The sequence below is a fragment of the Burkholderiales bacterium genome, assembly GCA_013695435.1.
Lineage (GTDB): Bacteria > Pseudomonadota > Gammaproteobacteria > Burkholderiales > JACMKV01 > JACMKV01.
Map to the genome: position 1 here is coordinate 1 of JACDAM010000223.1, position 15,841 is coordinate 15,841.

Below are 15,841 nucleotides of genomic sequence, written 5' to 3' on the forward strand. Positions count from 1 at the left end.
GTTTTCTTCCTGGCGACATGCGCGATCACTGTCCAGTTCCTGGTCACCATCGCGCGCCGCACCGAACCGCAGTTATATGTTGCCATGTGGTACCTGATCGGCGCGTTTGTGTGGACGGTGATGAATCTTTTTTTCGGCAGCTTCATCCTGCCGTACTACATCAACGGCATCAACAGCGCAGCGTTCCACGGGCTGTTCCTGCACTACATCGTCGGCCTGTGGATCACGCCGGCAGGCTACGTGCTGATCTACTATTTCCTTCCGGCGAGCGTCAAAAACCCGATCTACAGCCACAAGCTGTCGCTGGTCGGCTTCTGGTCGCTCGCGGTCTTCTATCCGTTTGTCGGCATTCACCACTACCTGTATAGCCCGATCGCCGACTACGCTGAAACACTGGCGATCATCACTTCGATGCTGCTGATCATTCCAGTGTGGACCGTGCTGCAAAATTTCTTCGGCACCATGATCGGCCGCTGGCAGGGTTTCGGGCGCAATTTGCCGGCGAAGTTTTTGATCGTCGGTTCGATCATGTATCTGTTAGGCTGCTTCCAGGGTTCGGTCGAAGCGCTGCGCTCGATCCAGCAGCCCACGCACTTCACCGATTTCGTGATTTCGCATTCGCATCTGACGGTGTTCGGCACCTTCGTCATCTGGGCGATCGCCGGCACGGTTTACGTGATCCCCAAGCTCGCCGGGCGCGATCTTTGGTCGTTCAAGATGGGCAACTGGTCGTTCTGGCTGATCCTGATCGGCATTTCGGTGATGGGCATCAATCTGACGGCGGCCGGGCTGCAGCAAGGCTATATGTGGATGGCCGGAGTCGAATGGCTGGATTCGGTGATCACCATCAAGCCGTACTGGCTGGTGCGCACCCTGGCCGGCGTTTCCATGGATATCGGCATGTCGCTACTCGTGTATAACCTGATGCGCACCTTGCTTGCCGGGCCGCTGGCGGCGACGACCGCGCGCCCGCTGCCGATGACAGGGCGGCTGGCGGCAGGAGCGGCGCGATGAAAGGAGACAACAAGAAAAAAGCCGATTGGCCGCTGCGCACCTACGCGCTGGGCGCCGGTGTTTTCTTTTTCCTGCTCGCGGTTTTCGTCCAGGGAATCCTGCCGCTCATCGAACCTCAGTCGCGCTGGACCAAAGTCACCAAGGTCGTGCGCACCGATCTCGGCGAACTGAAATGGATGGAAGATCACGCGACTGATTACACCGCGCTCGAAGAACACGGCCGCCGCGTTTACATCCGCGAAGGCTGCTGGTATTGCCATTCGCAATACGTGCGTCCGGTGACCGGTGAGACGCGGCGCTGGGGGCCCGTCACGCAATCCGGCGAATACGCATTCGATCGTCCGCATCTGTTTTCGACACGGCGCATCGGCCCCGACCTGTCGCGCGTCGGTTTGAAATACAGCGACGCCTGGCATCTTGCGCATTTCTGGGATCCGCGCATGCTCGTGCCCGATTCGATCATGCCGCGTTTCGCCGCGCTTTTCGACGGTCCTTACGGCCCGGTCACTATCGTCGATGATGCAGCCGGCAACCGCACGCTCGAAAAAAACGCGACCACCGAGAAGCTGTTCGATTTCGCATCACAACAGCAAATCTGGCTGACGCCGAACGCCGACGGTCTGGTCTATGTCGGCCAGCGCGGTAAATATCCGATTATCTTTACGCCGAACAAGGAATACGCGGGCTCCGCTGTCAAGCTGGTCGCGTCGAGCGAGGATTTGACCGGCCTCATCGCCTATGTGCAAAAGCTCGGCACCAATCGCGGCAAATGGCGCGATGTGTTCGAACCGCAGCGGCTCGAAGCTTCGCTGGTGTCGATACCGCGTTCCGAGGAATGGGTCGATTACGGCAGGCAGGTTTACGAGCGCCGCTGCCAGGGCTGCCACGGCGCGACCGGCGATGGCAACGGCCCGGCGGCGGCATTCATCCAGAACGACAGGCCGCGCAATTTCAATCTCGCGGTATTCAAATTCCGATTGACGCCGACGGGCTCGCTGCCGACGGATGGCGACTTGCTGCGCACCATTACGCGCGGGGTGCGCGGCACCGCCATGCCGCCGTGGCACGAGTTGCCCGATCAGGACAGGCTGGCGGTGATTCAATACATCAAATACGTGCTCGCGGTCGATCGCTCCGATCCGAAAAAGCCGGTTGTTTATTTCATCGAAGAGCCGCCCAAGCCGCCGATCTACATCGGCCAGCCGCCGCCGCCTTCGGAGGCGCTCCTGGCCCAGGGCGCCAAGGTCTGGAAAGCCGCCAAATGCTGGGAATGCCACGGCGAAACCGGCAAGGGCGACGGCGAAAAAGCCGCCGGATTGACAGACGATTTCGGATTCCCGATCCCGCCGGCCAATCTGACGACCGGACAATTCAAATCGGGCCCGACCGCCCAGGACATTTTCCGCACCATGAGCACCGGCTTGACGGGAACGCCGATGCCGTCGTATTCGGATACGCTGAAAGAAGAGGATCGGTGGGCGTTGTCCTACTACGTCCTCGCGCTGTCGGCGTTCACCGACCCGTTGACCGGCGAAAAGATGAAGATCGCCCCGGCTGACCGCGCCGCGCTCAACGATCCGAAACTGACCGCGCACGAATCGCACTACGCGTATAAAGGCAGTGGCGAAAACGTGCGCGCGACCCGGTATGCGGGCGAGGCCTGGGCCGAAAAACACGGCATACAGATCGTCGCGCCGGCCGGCGCTTCGGCGAAATGATCAGCGGATTCGGAGGAGCACCATGGAACAACTGACTTTTCTGCAATTTCTGGTCGCTTTGTGCATGAGTCTGTCCGCCGTGTGCCTGTTTATCTGGGCGGTGCTGTCGGGGCTTTTTATCGACGTCGAAAAGATCAAGTACCGTGCCTACCGTGCGGAGGTCAACGATGGCGACGAATGACGAACGCGGGCTTGCCGGCGCGCGAAGCTCGGCGATGGCGAAAGAAACCAAGGATGAGCCCGAAGCGCTGGCCGCCGACATCGGCCATCAGGAGGAAGAGCCGCACCCACATGATGACGATCTGCCCTATCATCTGCGCTCCGAAAGCTACGGCGGCGGCGAAGTTCATGCGCGCCACGGCAAGGTCAACGCCTGGCTCGGCGTCGTGTACCTCGTGCTGCTCGTGTGGGCGTTGTATTACGGTTACATTTATTGGGGCGGGCTGGGGCCCGGGCTCGACTATTGAATACACGCTGTCAGCCCTGGCTTCGCAACGTTTGTTTTAGGAGCTAACGATGGCCGCAAAAATAATTCTGTGTCTCGCGATCGTGAACCTCATGATTCTGTTTACCAAGCTGGCCTTTACGTTCGGCAGTATCGCTATGTCCTGAGAGGAGACAGATATGGATCAAGCGCCGAGGAAAATCGAAATGGGCGTCGATCTGGTATCGCCGGCGCTGACCTTGCCCGACGGCATCAGCTACTGGATTTTCGTCATCATGACGATCGCATTCGGGATCTGGGTCGTTTATCTGGCGATCAAGCATTAACGTTGGAGCGGAAGGTCGCCTGCGAAGCTTGTGCGCTCGCAACCCTCGTCATCTAGAGCATAGCGAAGAATCACCTTTTTAAAAGCGAAACAGATTCTTCGGGCCAGGATCTCAGGATGACAGCTCGTTTAAAGCCGCTTCACGACATCGAAGGGCCACCGGCGAATGCCGTTCGAATCCATGACAAGTTACGTCCTGATCTTCCTCGCCGGCATCGCCGGCAGCATGCACTGCGTCGGCATGTGCGGCGGTTTCGTCTGTGCGATGAAGCCCGATCCGCGCGGAACGGCGGCGACCGCGCGCCGTCATTTGATCTATAACAGCGGTCGGGTTACGACCTATGTTTTTCTCGGCGCGGTCGTTGGCTTTGCCGGCGCATCGCTGGTCGCGCATGACGGTGGCGATACGACAGCGAGCGCCGCACAGCGCCTGCTCGCGCTGGTTTCCGGCGCGTTGATGGTGTTTATCGGTTTGCAATTTCTCGGCGCGTTCAAAACGCGTGTCCTGTCCGGCGCGGGTGGTCGATGGCTGGCGAACGCACTGCGCGATCTGCTGAATTCGCCGAGCAATCTGGCGCCGCTTGCGTTCGGCGTATTGAACGGCTTTCTGCCGTGTCCGCTGGTCTATGCGTTCGCGGCGCAGGCGGCGGCGAGCGGCGGCCCGGATAGCGGCGCCGCCATCATGCTCGCTTTCGGTCTCGGCACGTTTCCCGCGATGCTTGCGATGGGCGGCGCCGGTGTCTGGCTGCGTAGCGCTCGCTCCAGGGCGCCGCAGTTAGCGTTCCCGACCCACGACCCAAAAACCGGGGCGCGCGCAGGCGCGCATATCGCCTCGTTGCCGCGCGCCGACTGGCGGCAAAACGGCGTCCGCCTCGCCGGCGTTTTCATCGTCCTGCTCGGCATCATCACGCTTGCGCGCGGCCTGTTGCCGTTCAGCGCGCACCTGCATTAAACAGGCTGTTGAAAAACTACTGCGCTTGCCAATACGTCGTTACTCAGGGCCTCAAAATGCTCATGTATTCCCATATACATTCCGCTTTCTCGGTCCTTCGCGCCTCGTCTTGGCTGCGCTCGCTACGTTTTTCAACAGCCTGCCAACCGTGAACGCGTGCAGTCATTGCCTGTTGCCGGTAAGCCTCAACGGGCAGGAACGCGAGGTCAACGGCGAACGGCTGCCGTTTTGCTGTTACGGTTGTTGTCTCGCTTATCAGGTCAGCCATGGCGAGCGCGACGAACCGGAAGCGGCATGGTTGCTGATCCGCATCGGCGCCGGCGCTTTCCTCGCCATGTTCATCATGCTGTTCAGCCTGCTGCTGTATTCCGGCACGTTTGGGGAAAATGACGGCGTAATTGTGCGTGCCGTCCATTTCATTCTGTGGGCGCTGGCGACACCGCTGGTCGTCATACTCGGCGCGCCGTTTCTGCGCGGCGCCGCGCAGGCCGCGCGCGCCGGACGCTTTTCCGCCGATACGCTGGTCGTGATTGGCAGCTTTGCGGCTTACGGCTACTCGGCGCTGCAAGTCGTTCAGGGCGGCGATGCGGTTTACTTCGATACCGCGACCATGGTGCTTGTACTCTTCACGCTCGGACGTTACCTTGAAGCGCAGGCGCGCGTACGAACCGCGCGCAGCCTCGCGCCGATGCTGGCGGCAGAGCGCGCGAGCGCGACCGTGATGGTCGATGGTTCGGAAACCGGACGACCGGTCAGCGAAATCCTGCCCGGCGCAATCGTTCGCGTGCGCGCCGGCGAGCGTTTGCCGGTCGATGGTGTCGTCATCGAAGGGTCTTCACATTGCGACGAAGCAGTGCTCACCGGCCAGCCCGAACGTCTACGGAAACAGCCTGGCTCCAGCGTTTATGCCGGCAGCATCAACGGCGACGGCGCACTGCTGGTGCGCGCCAGCGTCGCCGGCAACGCAACGCGCTGGGTGCAGATCAGTCGCGCGGTGCGCGTTGCCCTGAGCCGCAAAAGCCTGCTCGGCGAACTCATCGATCGAGTGGCCGCATGGTTCGTTCCCGCGGTGCTGCTGCTTGCGCTGGCCACGCTCTGGTATTGGAACGCGCGCGGTCCGTTCGAAGATGCCTTGATGGCCGGACTCGCAGTATTGGTGGTTGCCTGTCCGTGCGCGCTCGGCCTCGCAGCGCCCCTGGCATGCGCACTCGGGTTGGGCGAAGCCGCGCAGAAAGGAATATTGATACGCGGCGGCGGCGTGCTGGAAAAGTTGGCTCGGGTTCGTGCATTCGCGTTCGATAAAACCGGAACCTTGACCAGCGGCTCTTTGCGCGTTGTCGAGGTAATGACCGTCAAGGCTGGCGAAGCCGAATTGTTCGGTTACGCGGCCGGGCTTGCCGCCGGCTCGAAGCACCCGCTTTCGCTCAGCATCGAAGGCGCTGCGCGGGAACGAGATTATTCCGCGCTGTCGCTGGCTGGAATCACCGCCAAACCAGGGCAGGGCATGGTCGCCGCGAACGCTGCAATGGGTTCGGCGGCCCTGATGCAAACCCATAACTGGCGCATTCCGGACGTGCTCACAGCGCGCGCGGAATCGAGTAACGCGACCCTCGTTTACGTCGGCTGGAATGGCGCCGTGCGTGGCTTGTTGTGCCTGGCCGACGAAGCGCCATCCGATGCCGGGGCCGCAGTTTCCGCGCTGCATGAACTCGGCTTCGCTACCACGATGCTGAGCGGCGACGCCGAAGCGCCGGCGGCGCGCATCGCTTGTGCGGTAGGCATCAAAAGTCATCACGCGATGCTGACGCCGGAAGGCAAGGTCGCCGCCTTGCGCGAATTCGCCCGGCAGCACGGCGCCGTGGCGATGGTTGGCGATGGCGTCAACGACGGTCCCGTGCTCGCCGCTGCGATGGTGGGCATCGCGGTCGGCAACGCAAGCGATTTCGCGCGCGAGGCCGCCGACATAACCCTGCCCGCCGCCAGTCTGCGCGAATTGCCGTGGCTGATTGCACTGGCGCGGCGTGTCCGCGATACCATGTACAAAAACCTCGCCTGGGCGTTCGGCTATAACGCGATCGCGCTGTCGCTTGCCGTGTCGGGCTTGCTGCAACCGGTGATTGCCGCCGGGCTGATGGCGGGATCGAGCGTCGTCGTCGTGATCAACTCGCTGCGCGCGGGATCGGAAAACCTTCGCGACGATGTTGTCAGCGCTTCGGCGGCCGGCGCGCGGGTCAAACTGCAATCCTAAAAACGCAAGCTCGGTTATCGCTCACCGGATTCCTCCGTCTGGGGTACGATGCGGCCATGGCTGCTTCACTGAAATCGGCCGGGATCGTCGTCGTCCGGCCGGCGCCGGCCGGCCTGGAGTTCCTCGTTTTGCGCGCCTGGCGCAACTGGGATTTCCCGAAAGGCCTGATCGAGCCCGGCGAGGATCCGGTGCGGACGGCGCTGCGCGAAACGTTCGAAGAAACCGGGGTCGTCGACCTTGTTTTTCGCTGGGGCGATGGTTTCGCCGAAACCGCGCCGTACGCGAGAAATAAAATTGCCCGCTATTATCTGGCTGAGGCGAAAGATGCGGAAGTGCGTCTGGCGCCGAACCCGATCTTGGGCCGTCCGGAACATCACGAATACCGCTGGGTCACACACGAGAACGCCGCCCGGCTCTTGCCCGAGCGTCTGCGGCCCGTGCTCGAATGGGCACATTTGCTGGTGAACGGAAAACGATAATCGGCGACCGGCAAGGCGGCTTGCGAGCCGGATCGCAGATGGTTTGGTAAGCTCCGTTTGCGTCTTACTGCCACTCTATCCTGACCAATTGCAAGACTGGACCGAATACACGCGTTTTCTGATCGCGCTGACTGCCGTGCTCGATCCTTTCCTGGCGGTGCCGGTGTTTCTCGGCCTGACCGTCGGCCATAACGATGTCGAACGCGCTCGCGTCGCACGCACTATCAGCGTGACCGTATTGGGGGTGTTGCTCGTCGCGGCGATCACCGGCGAAGCCTTGCTGCGCTTGATGGGATCGAGCCTGGCGTCGTTCCGCGTCGGCGGCGGCCTGGTGCTGCTGCTGATGGCGTTTGCAATGTTGAATGCGCGCGCCGGCGATGTGCGCCAGACGACCGCAGAGGCCGACGAGCTGGAAAGCCGCGGCGCGGTAGGCATCGTGCCGCTGGCGATTCCATTGCTCGCCGGGCCGGGCGCGATCAGCATGGTTATCATCGCAACCCAGCACGGCGACTGGCGGCATTATCTGGCGATTGCGTTTTGTGTTGCCGTGGTCTGTGCGCTGCTGTGGCTGGTATTGCGGCTGGCCGTGCCGATCGGGCGCGCCATGGGCAATACCGGCATGAATATCGCGAACCGCTTGCTGGGTTTGCTGCTGGCCGGCATCGCCGTCGAAACTATTGCCATCGGCCTCAAGCAATTGTTTCCGCTGCTGGGTGGCGGATGAGCGCGATCAAACAGGATGGCGCGGTCGATTGCGTGATCGTCGGCGCCGGTCCCGCCGGGCTGACAGCGCGATTTATCTTGCCCGCTTCCGGCGTAGCGTGCGCCTCATCGGTGCGGGCAGCAGCCGCGCAGTTTTGATTCCGCTTTCACATAGTTTTACCGGATTCCCGGACGGAATTTCGGGCGCTGATCTAAGCCCATCGTTTTCCTGAACTTTCGCTCTAGAACAGACCTGCCATTCGCAGGGACGAGAAAAGCCCGATGGCTGTCCACAGCGCGACCGCCATTGCAACGGATCGGACAAAATCACGCATGCTCTTGCTCCTTGAGAAAAAGACGCGGCAAGCACCGCAAGTTTTATTCCTTCGTTAATCGCCGGCGAAGAAGGGCAGTCGATAGCTGCTGAAGTGAAAAGGCGGGGCACTATATGCCGTTTATTGGAGTGGACGACGTCGCTCACCACATTCCGCGCTTTGCCCGGCGCCAAGAATGTTATCGAACAGGTGTATTCCCGATTGCCGGGCGGGCAAAAAGATGTTGATGCTGTTCGAATCGACCGCAGCTACTTTGGAGGGGAGTTGACCGCCGGATGGGACACGCCCGGCCGTAACAGGATCCAACGCCTTTGAACCGGCAAGATATTTGTACACACCTTACTCAGCAGCCAAAAACAAGGATGCCAGCTCAGTTGCCATCGCCCTCAGCCATCGGCGCCAGCCGCTCCGTCAAATCAGTCTCACGAATCTTCTCAGCCATATCTCTCAGCATCGATTCGCGCAGCAGCATTTTTGGCGTAACCGCCAAGCCGACAGTTTCCAGCACGCGCCGCCAGCGGTGTACCCAATCGTGCCGTAGCAGCGAATTGACCACGTTGTCCTGGCGAATCCTGGCCAGGCGCTGCGGCTGGGCGTCCAGCTCCGCTATCGTATCGGCGATGTCGGGCGCGTCGAACGGAAGGGGAATGACTGCGTCCGGCCAACCGAAATATTCATTGAACGCCGCCGGCGCCGGAGGTTTCCCCAGCATGACCGCTCCTGCCGCAGCTCCCTCGAAAAAACGCGCACCGATCTCCATGTGTCCATGGTTCGTACCCAATTCATTCGCGCGTGCATGATTGGCAATGAAATAGCGGGATCGCTTGAGCAGATTCGAAATTAGCAGTCTGTGCTCGCTGGGAGAAGGTACGTTGCCGCTTTTGACGGTGTCGTAGTAATAAGTGATGTGCTTCCGCTCTGCGAGTTCGAGCAGCGCCTGATGCGTCACCGCGGAGCGCCGGCCCAGGTTCCAGACATCGATGCTGCGCCGCGGCGCGACCGGAAACGGGGCAAACCTGACAGCATCGATACCCATCGGCAGATAAGTGCACGGGCGGCCGATTATTTTCGAAATCACTTCGACGCTGTTCTGCGTGCCCAGGAACACATGATCGAATTCACGCAGCGGGCGTAATAAAAACTCGCGCCCCTTCAGCCACTCTTCGCTCCAGCATTCATCGAGGTAGCAAACCGCGTTTCTGCATTTTTCCCGCCAGTTCCGGATTGACGTGATAGCGATCAGTTCAAAAATATCCATGCAGATGATGAAGAAAAGATCGTATTTCTGAATCAGATGGCAACTGTTGAAATGCGGTGTGAGAAGGCGGATCGCCCACTTTGCATCGGTTGCGTAGTTCGCCAACGTGTACAGTTTGCGGGAAAGTTGGTACGAATGCGCCGGCAGATAGGTATCGACGTCATCCCATTCCCCGATCAGATCCTCCCACTCGTAGAAAGCGGCATGCCACACACGGTCGTGAATGGCCCGTTCGGACAATGTGAAAATTCTTGAGCCCGGGTTTGAATTGAACTTGATCGTTCGGCCAGGTAGTTTCATTATCAATTCGTTCTTTGAGATGAAATATCCGCAACAGTAGGAGGTGTTTCGTTCCTTTGAGCAACGTCAGCACTCTTTCCGTCCCCGGAAATGCCGGTCTGCTATCAAGTCAAGCCTTTCAAACGTCCTGAATCCCGGCCCCACTCTTTTTGGGAATCCAGCATAGTAAAATATACTCGCATTTCTTGTTTTGCCGTCCATCCGGTAGTATCGCCGTTTGTCCGGGATAACGAAATATTTTAGCAAATCCCGTCATTGCGCCTGGTTCCTGCACCGAAAATCCCTGAAACCTCGATGATGATTTTTTCAAAATCAAAAGCCTTGCAGGAAACAAGCCATGCCTTGATTCCAGGCGGCTGCCACACCTACGCGAAGGGCGACGATCAGTTTCCCGAAAGCGCGCCGGCTTTCATCGCGCGCGGCGAAGGCTGCCACGTGTGGGACGTCGACGGCAACGAATTTATCGAATACGGCATGGGCTTGCGAGCCGTCACTCTCGGTCATGCCTTCAAACCGGTGATCGATGCAGCCTGCCGGCAAATCCAACTCGGCCAGAATTTCACACGGGCGGCGCCGGTCGAAGTCGAATGCGCGGAAACGTTGCTGGATCTGATTCCGGCCGGCGACATGGTCAAATTTACCAAAGACGGATCCACTGCCACGAGTGCGGCGGTTCGTCTGGCGCGCGCGTGCACGGGACGCGACATGGTTGCGATCTGCAGCGATCATCCGTTCATTTCATACAACGACTGGTTCATCGGCGCTTCGCCGATGCCCGCCGGCATCCCCGCGGCCGTGCGCGATCTCACGATTAAATTCGACTACAACGATATAGCGAGTCTGCAGGCTGCTTTCGATCGTCATTCCGGAAAGATTGCGTGCGTGATCATGGAGGCCGAGAAAAACCAGCCGCCTGCTGATGATTTTCTGCACAAGGTTCAGGCCATGTGCAGGAAAAATGGCGCGCTTTTTATTGTCGACGAAATGATTACCGGTTTCCGCTGGCACCTGGGCGGCGCCCAGCAATATCATGGTCTTGATCCCGATCTGTCCTCTTTCGGCAAAGCCATCGCCAACGGTTTCGCGCTGTCTGCACTGGTCGGCAAAAAAGAGTTCATGATTCGCGGCGGCTACGAACACGACAAGGAACGCGTGTTTTTGCTTTCCACCACGCATGGCGCTGAAACCGGCGCGCTCGCCGCCGGGATCGCAACGATGAACGTCTATCGAGACCAGCAAGTTGTCGAGATTCTCTACAAGCAGGGGAAACGGCTCGCCGACGGCATCAACCGGGCAATCAGCGAACATCAGCTCGAAGGCTATTTCGGACTACTCGGAAAACCCTGCAATCTGGTTTACTCGACCAAGGACGAGAACAAAAAGGATTCGCAGCCTTTCCGCACGCTGTTTCTTCAGGAAACCATCAAGCGCGGGCTGATTCTGCCTTCGCTTGTAATCAGCTTCGCGCATACCGATGCCGACATCGATCGCAGTGTGGAAGCGATAGCCGAAGCGCTGCTGGTCTACAAGAAGGCGTTAAGCGACGGGATAGAAAAGTATTTGATCGGGCGCCCGATCAAGCCGGCGATTCGTGCGCGCGCTTGAACTGCTCAACACCAGGAACGATTTTCTGTTTACTCCGGTGCGACGCAGAGGATTGCGAGGTACTTGCTGAAGCAAGGAGGTACGTCCTGTCCTGGCGGAGAGAGCGTCCGCTCCCTTTATGTCCGATGTCGTCCGCGGATATCCGGAATTCCACTTACAATCTCCTGATTAGGCTGAACTCTTTTTACCACAATCGTCTTGCTATGTCTTTTGGTGTCCGATACAATCCGACACTAAGACATGGGTAAGAATTTGGGTAGACGATGGCCAAGGTCAACCGGTTACAACCGATCCGACTAAGCAAGCTGCGGGAGCGCGGGTATTACGCCGATGGAGGAAACCTGTACTTGCAGGTGTCCGATTTCGGTACGAAGTCCTGGGTCTTTCGTTTCACTCTGAATGGCAAGCCTCGCGAAATGGGGTTGGGATCATTGACTACCTTTGATCTTGCTGATGCCCGCGTAAAGGCCAGGGCTTGCCGCAAATTGCTCGACGATGGGATTGATCCCATCGAAGAACGAAAGGCAAGGCGGTTAGAAGCAAAGCTGGCTGCCGCTAACAACATGACCTTTGCACAGGCCGCGCTCGCTTACATCGATGCGCATAAGGCGGGCTGGAAGAACGCAAAACATGCGAGTCAATGGACGAATACGCTTCAGACGTATTCTGGACCAGTCTTTGGCGGTCTGCCAGTACAGGCGATCGATACGGGCTTAGTGATGCGGGTTCTCGGCTCGATATGGAACGAGAAACCTGAAACCGCCAGCCGGCTGCGCGGCAGGATAGAGTCGATTCTCGACTGGGCGACCGTCCGAGGACTGCGCTCGGGAGACAACCCGGCTCGATGGAAGGGACATCTCGACAAGCTGCTGCCGGCGCGAACAAAGGTCAAGGCGGTCAAGCACCATGCTGCCTTGCCGTACCAAAAAATGGCTGGCTTTATGGCAGAGCTACGGCAACAACACGGCATTGCCTCTTTGGCGCTCGAATTTCTCATTCTCACTGCGACGCGCACTGGCGAAACGATCGGTGCGCGCCCGGAAGAGTTCGATCTGAACGAGAAGGTCTGGACGGTGCCGGCTCAACGGATGAAGAGCAAGCGCCTGCATCGCGTCCCCTTGTCTCCTCGCGCCTTGGCGATTGTCGAGTCCTTGATAAAGGCAGGCGAAGGCGACTATGTCTTCGCCGGGAAAAGCCCGAAAAAGCCGCTATCCAATATGGCCATGCTTTCGCTGCTGAAGCGAATGGGCTATGAAACCATTACAGCCCACGGCTTCCGGTCATCGTTCAGAGACTGGGCAGCGGAGCAGACGAACGTGGCGAGAGACGTTGCCGAAGCTGCGCTGGCGCATACGCTATCGGACAAGGTAGAAGCTGCGTATCGGCGTGGCGACTTATTCGAGAAACGGCGCCTGCTCATGAATCAGTGGGCCAAACACTGTCAGGCCGAGAAGGGATCAGGAAAAGTGATTGCCTTAGGACGCGCGATCTCGTCCAAGTCCAGCTAGCTCTTAAGAAAACTCAACCCCCGCCCCCCCAAGGGGGGTAGCCTGACCTGAGGGGGCACCCGAATTTATCCTGGCTACCGAGAGCTAGAAGCTCCCTTCGTCCTCCAGTACGTGCCTAAAAATCCCGTTCGTTTTCTTAGAAAAGGATTATTTAATGGCTAAAAGCCCCAACGATGAGTGGCACCCCAATAATGCAGAGTTATGGGGTGCTCTGACGACGATTGAGCACGGTTTCGATCCTGATGTCGCACTTCGCGTAGCTCGCTATTTTTTTCAACGGCTGGAAGACGATCTAAATTTTAACGAACGTGCATTTAGCCGATACATTTGGCACGCCCTGGGCCTCATCGTTGCTGGCCACAGCGCAAACGCTGCATTCGGCTTTTCGCGGAAAAGAAAAAGACCAGTTGCCCATGATATCGACCGCCAGATGGCACTGGCCGCATCAGTAATACTTTGCATGAAAAATGCTCCTGAATCCGTTACTGGCCGCTGGGAACATGCAATTGGCGAGACTGCCAATTTGTTCTTCAAGGACGGAACAGGCGATAGGGCTATTGCAGCAGCCTACGCCCGATATAAGAAGGTTTTCTCCCATTTTAATTTTACGGATGACGAACTCCAGGAAATCGTGGACGCCGCTATGACTACGGTTAAATAGGGCTTATTTAAACGATTAGAAAGCGCGACCGGATGTCGGAAGATGGCTCTGTCCCTATTAAGACGGAGCGCAGTATGAACCATCATCTTCCTGAGACAGGCTATCTTCGTCTCTCCCAAATCATTGGAGACAAGAAAGCGAACCCTCCAGTACCCCCAGTAATTCCAGTTGGTAAGAGCACATGGTGGGAAGGAGTGCGAACCGGACGTTTTCCACGATCCATCAAGCTCGGAAAGCGGACGACCGCATGGCGCGTTGAAGATATACGCGCATTCATCGAGCGGGCGGCAAGGGAGGGAGCATGACGCCCAAAATTAAAGCCGCACCCGGCGATAAGACCGAGGCGGCTTTCAAAGGTGATCAGAATATCCATTTTACCGAGCCGCTCGCCAATGAGCAATCCTTTGGAACTCGCTCAGTTCAATCTTCCTCTCCCGATCGCGGAAACCCACATAGTGCCCAGACGCTTCAGATCGCTCAATCCGTTTTGACGACTGGCGATTCCGCACACATCCATTGCATGAGCGACACCCGGCAACGGGGAAGCGACGCCCAGAAAGCTGCGAAAGAACCCGGCGCTGACAGCGTCGCGCAGTTGCTGATCGACCCGATACGGAGCCGCACGAGAAGAGAGGTGCAGCATCCCGAGTGGCGGTCAGCATGAACGCACCGCCATCGACCATTGCTGTTCCGCAGCCCGACCCGGCGCGCATCAGGCAAGCACTCGACTCGCTTTGCGATCCCGATGACATGATCGAGTTGCGCGCAATCTCGACTCGCGGGCGCAAGCAAACTAGCGCCGGATATTTCGATGCAGCGCATCGCGAGGAACTGATCCGCGAGGCGATCCGACTGAACAAGCAGGGCGCCGCAGTTTACGTGACGGTCAACGCAATAGACCCGCAGTTGCTGGGGCGCTATGACAACCGAATAGAGCAGAACGCGACCGCCACGACGACAGATGCCAACGTCATCCGGCGTCGCTGGCTGCTGCTCGACTTCGATCCGGTCAGACCGAAGGACACGAGCGCTACCGATGCGCAATTCGAGGCGGCAAAAGACAGGGCGCGGGAATGCTACACCTATCTGCGCGAGCAAGGCTGGACTGATCCCGTTAGCGCTATTTCGGGTAACGGCATGCACTTACTCTACCCGATCGATCTACCGAACGACGATGAGACGCGGAATCTGATTAAGGGCGCACTGGCGGCCCTCGCTGATCGCTTTGACGATGATGCCGTCCAGCTCGACCAAAGCGTTTTCAACGCCGCGCGCATTACTAAGCTGTATGGCACGGTCGCCAAAAAAGGCGACCACACCGAGCTCGCGCCGCACCGCTTGTCGCACATCGTCAAAGCGCCGGGGCGCACGGACGTTGTGACCGCCGAGCAATTGCACGCGCTGGTTCCAGTTGCGCTGGTTAAGCGACCCGCAGCCAGGTTCAACGGCACATATCACCAATTCGATCCACTCGATTTCCTGCCGCGGCTCGGTATCGACTACCGACAAGAAATGCACGAAGGCAGCGAGCGCTTCAAGTTGGAAACGTGTCCGTTCAACGCAGACCACGGTCGCGGCGAAGCAGCGATCTTTCGTGCTGCCGACGGGAAGCTTGGGTTCAAGTGTCAGCATTCGAGCTGTTCGGATAAACACTGGCAAGACGTGCGGGAACTGATCGACGGCCACCGAAGCGACCGCACAGGACGCGCCACAGCGAACGGAAATCGGGGGATTGTCGCAGAACCCCATGCGAGCGGCGCAAACAAGCAAGCAAGCGCTGATAAGGCGCTTCCTGTCACCTATCGGCGCGTATCCGATGTACAAGCCGTGCCGATACGCTGGCTATGGAAGGGACGCATTGCACGCGGCAAGGTATCCCTGCTGGCGGGCAATCCGGGTTTGGGCAAGTCGCAAATCGCGGTCCACATGGCGGCCATCGTTTCGACCGGCGGGACGTGGCCGGATGGCGCGGAATGCGGGCAGGGGAACGTCATCATTCTATCGGCAGAGGATGACGCGGCGGACACAATCCGTCCGCGGCTCGAAGCGGTAGGTGCCGATTTAACCCGCGTGTTCATCCTCGACGCTATTGTCGATAGCTACAGCGCCGATGGCGAGGAATGCGGGCGCGCATTCAATCTCAAGAGCGATGTTGGCAAGCTTGAAGCGATGCTGTCTGAGATTGGCGGCGTGGCGCTGATCGTCATCGACCCGGTTTCGGCTTATTTGGGCGACACGGACTCGCACAAGAACGCGGATGTTCGGGCGATCCTTTCTCCGCTGTCCAGTAT

The 15,841-nt window shown here is 58.9% G+C and carries 17 protein-coding genes; 16 read left to right on the forward strand and 1 reads right to left on the reverse strand.

The genetic code is table 11. The features are described 5' to 3' along the window. From H0V78_11000 to H0V78_11045, 10 genes are all read left to right on the forward strand, one after another. Positions 1-1,014: cbb3-type cytochrome c oxidase subunit I (locus H0V78_11000; GenBank protein ID MBA2352278.1), on the forward strand; the 1,014-nt coding region annotated here is incomplete at its 5' end. After that, positions 1,011-2,732, forward strand: a complete 1,722-nt coding sequence (locus tag H0V78_11005) for a cbb3-type cytochrome c oxidase subunit II (protein MBA2352279.1) — start codon at positions 1,011-1,013, stop codon at positions 2,730-2,732. The genes H0V78_11000 and H0V78_11005, both read left to right, overlap by 4 nt. A gap of 22 nt (positions 2,733-2,754) precedes the next feature. After that, complete coding sequence (locus H0V78_11010; protein MBA2352280.1) at positions 2,755-2,913, forward strand: hypothetical protein; 159 nt, start codon at positions 2,755-2,757, stop codon at positions 2,911-2,913. Further along, a complete protein-coding gene (locus H0V78_11015; GenBank protein ID MBA2352281.1) occupies positions 2,900-3,199 on the forward strand; it encodes a hypothetical protein in 300 nt (99 codons plus the stop codon). Before H0V78_11010 ends, H0V78_11015 begins: the two co-directional genes overlap by 14 nt. A 157-nt stretch (positions 3,200-3,356) precedes the next feature. Further along, positions 3,357-3,503 (forward strand): hypothetical protein, encoded by a 147-nt coding sequence (locus H0V78_11020; protein MBA2352282.1) that lies wholly within the window; start codon positions 3,357-3,359, stop codon positions 3,501-3,503. Positions 3,504-3,683: 180 nt separating this feature from the next. Beyond that, positions 3,684-4,454 (forward strand): sulfite exporter TauE/SafE family protein, encoded by a 771-nt coding sequence (locus tag H0V78_11025; protein ID MBA2352283.1) that lies wholly within the window; start codon positions 3,684-3,686, stop codon positions 4,452-4,454. Positions 4,455-4,563: 109 nt separating this feature from the next. Further along, the gene (locus tag H0V78_11030; protein ID MBA2352284.1) at positions 4,564-6,702 is read left to right on the forward strand and encodes a heavy metal translocating P-type ATPase; all 2,139 of its coding nucleotides are present in this window, start codon (positions 4,564-4,566) and stop codon (positions 6,700-6,702) included. A 56-nt stretch (positions 6,703-6,758) separates the two neighbouring features. Next, positions 6,759-7,181, forward strand: a complete 423-nt coding sequence (locus tag H0V78_11035; GenBank protein MBA2352285.1) for an NUDIX domain-containing protein — start codon at positions 6,759-6,761, stop codon at positions 7,179-7,181. A gap of 88 nt (positions 7,182-7,269) precedes the next feature. Next, entirely contained in the window at positions 7,270-7,905 is a 636-nt protein-coding gene (locus H0V78_11040; GenBank protein ID MBA2352286.1) for an NAAT family transporter, read from the forward strand. Beyond that, entirely contained in the window at positions 7,902-8,042 is a 141-nt protein-coding gene (locus H0V78_11045) for a hypothetical protein (GenBank protein MBA2352287.1), read from the forward strand. The genes H0V78_11040 and H0V78_11045 overlap by 4 nt, the downstream gene beginning before the upstream one ends. Positions 8,043-8,588: 546 nt before the next feature. On the opposite strand, the gene H0V78_11050 is transcribed toward H0V78_11045, so the two are convergent. Further along, positions 8,589-9,776 (reverse strand): glycosyltransferase family 1 protein, encoded by a 1,188-nt coding sequence (locus H0V78_11050; GenBank protein MBA2352288.1) that lies wholly within the window; start codon positions 9,774-9,776, stop codon positions 8,589-8,591. 294 nt (positions 9,777-10,070) lie between these two features. On the opposite strand from H0V78_11050, the gene H0V78_11055 reads away from it, so the two are divergent. From H0V78_11055 to H0V78_11080, 6 genes are all read left to right on the forward strand, one after another. Further along, on the forward strand, positions 10,071-11,381 hold the full coding sequence (locus H0V78_11055; protein ID MBA2352289.1) for a glutamate-1-semialdehyde 2,1-aminomutase: 1,311 nt from the start codon (positions 10,071-10,073) through the stop codon (positions 11,379-11,381). 263 nt (positions 11,382-11,644) lie between these two features. Beyond that, positions 11,645-12,889 (forward strand): integrase arm-type DNA-binding domain-containing protein, encoded by a 1,245-nt coding sequence (locus H0V78_11060; protein ID MBA2352290.1) that lies wholly within the window; start codon positions 11,645-11,647, stop codon positions 12,887-12,889. 154 nt (positions 12,890-13,043) lie between these two features. Next, entirely contained in the window at positions 13,044-13,550 is a 507-nt protein-coding gene (locus tag H0V78_11065; GenBank protein ID MBA2352291.1) for a hypothetical protein, read from the forward strand. A gap of 74 nt (positions 13,551-13,624) precedes the next feature. Further along, positions 13,625-13,855 carry an AlpA family phage regulatory protein gene (locus H0V78_11070; protein MBA2352292.1) on the forward strand — a complete coding sequence of 77 codons (231 nt, stop codon included), beginning with the start codon at positions 13,625-13,627 and terminating at the stop codon, positions 13,853-13,855. Then, positions 13,852-14,214: a hypothetical protein gene (locus H0V78_11075; protein MBA2352293.1), complete on the forward strand. Its 363-nt coding sequence runs from the start codon at positions 13,852-13,854 to the stop codon at positions 14,212-14,214. Before H0V78_11070 ends, H0V78_11075 begins: the two co-directional genes overlap by 4 nt. Continuing rightward, positions 14,211-15,841, forward strand: a 1,631-nt coding sequence (locus tag H0V78_11080; GenBank protein MBA2352294.1) for an AAA family ATPase, incomplete at its 3' end; no start/stop codon positions are given. The genes H0V78_11075 and H0V78_11080, both read left to right, overlap by 4 nt.